Below are 1,481 nucleotides of genomic sequence, written 5' to 3' on the forward strand. Positions count from 1 at the left end.
AAACTTCCCTCCTATAAAGCTCTCATACGATTTTGCTTAAACCTCCCAAGACCTCTAGCGACCCGGACGGGATGCCCCCCTCCGGGTCGTTTTGTGTTTGGGGGTGCCGGGTCCAAACATGGGCTCGGTGCACCTCTCAGCTTGAGTGAGGGCGGCACGCTCATTCCCTCCCCCCTTGCGGGGGGAGGGAGCGCACCGACATCGGGGCGAGCAGCGTTGCCCGTCACGAAGGCGTGACGCCACGTAACGACTGATACATCCATCCCGAACTGCCCTCGTGACCTCCTTCACGAGTGCCCCATGTTCGACCTGATCTTCGCCGTCCTTGCCGGCATCCTCACCATCGCCGCGCCGTGCACGCTGCCGATGCTGCCGATCCTGCTCGGCGCCTCGATCGGGCGCGCGGGACATTTGCGCCCTGCGATGATCGCGCTCGGCTTCGTCATGTCGTTCTCCGCGACCGCACTGCTGCTCGGCGCGATCACGCGGCTGTTCGACTTCGATCCGAACGTGCTGCGCGAGGCCGCATCGATCCTGCTGCTCGGCTTCGGCCTCCTGATGCTGTGGCCGGCGCCGTTCGAATGGCTGTCGATCCGGCTCAATGGCTGGCTCGATCTCGGGGCTTCCAGCGTCGTGCAACGCGAGGGCGCGCTTGGCGGGCTCATCCTCGGCACCACGCTCGGCCTGGTCTGGACGCCCTGCGCAGGGCCCGTGCTCGGATCGATCCTGACGCTGGTGGCGACGTCGAAGAATCTTGCCTGGGCCAGCACGCTGCTGGTCGCCTACGCCATCGGCGCGGCGATCCCGATGCTCGCGATTGCCTATGGCGGACAGGCCGCGACCACGCGCGTGCGCAGCCTCGCGCGCATCTCGCCGCGCCTGCAGCAGGGTTTTGGCGTCGTCGTGATCGGCTTCGCGCTCGCCGCCTATTTCCAATACGACACGCTGATCGTGGCGTGGCTCACCGGATTCTATCCCACCGGCCAGATCGGCCTGTGATCGCTTCGCATCACAACGGAGGACGCTTCCATGACCTTGAAACTGCTCGCCGTATCCGCCGCCCTGATCGGCATGGCCGTGACAGGCGCCGTCATCCCCGGCATCTGCGACGAGGCCGCGCGCGCCACACCTGTCGTCACCGCCGCCGCAAGCCAGCAGACCGCGCCCGACTTCACCGGGATCAGCACCTGGTTCAACTCGAAACCGCTCAGCATCGCCGATCTCCGCGGCAAGGTCGTGCTGGTCGACTTCTGGACCTATGGCTGCGTCAACTGCGTCAACACGTTGCCGCACGTCACCGACCTCTACGCAAAATACAAGGACAAGGGCCTGGTGGTGGTCGGCGTGCACACGCCGGAATTCCCGTTCGAGCGCTCGGCCTCCAATGTGCAGGCCGCCCTGAAGCGTCACGGCATCACCTATCCGGTGGCGCAGGACAACGATTCGAAGACCTGGAATGCCTACAGCAACCAGTATTGGCC

2 protein-coding genes are annotated in these 1,481 nt (G+C 65.2%); both read left to right on the forward strand.

Annotated features, from left to right (window positions below):
* Positions 1-300 precede the first annotated feature (300 nt).
* Positions 301-999 (forward strand): cytochrome c biogenesis CcdA family protein, encoded by a 699-nt coding sequence (locus tag AC1D00_RS40740; RefSeq protein ID WP_477014596.1) that lies wholly within the window; start codon positions 301-303, stop codon positions 997-999.
* A 30-nt stretch (positions 1,000-1,029) separates the two neighbouring features.
* On the forward strand, positions 1,030-1,481 hold a 452-nt coding region (locus AC1D00_RS40745), incomplete at its 3' end, for a thioredoxin family protein (RefSeq protein ID WP_477014597.1).

This window comes from Bradyrhizobium sp. P2_E8 (genome assembly GCF_056403875.1).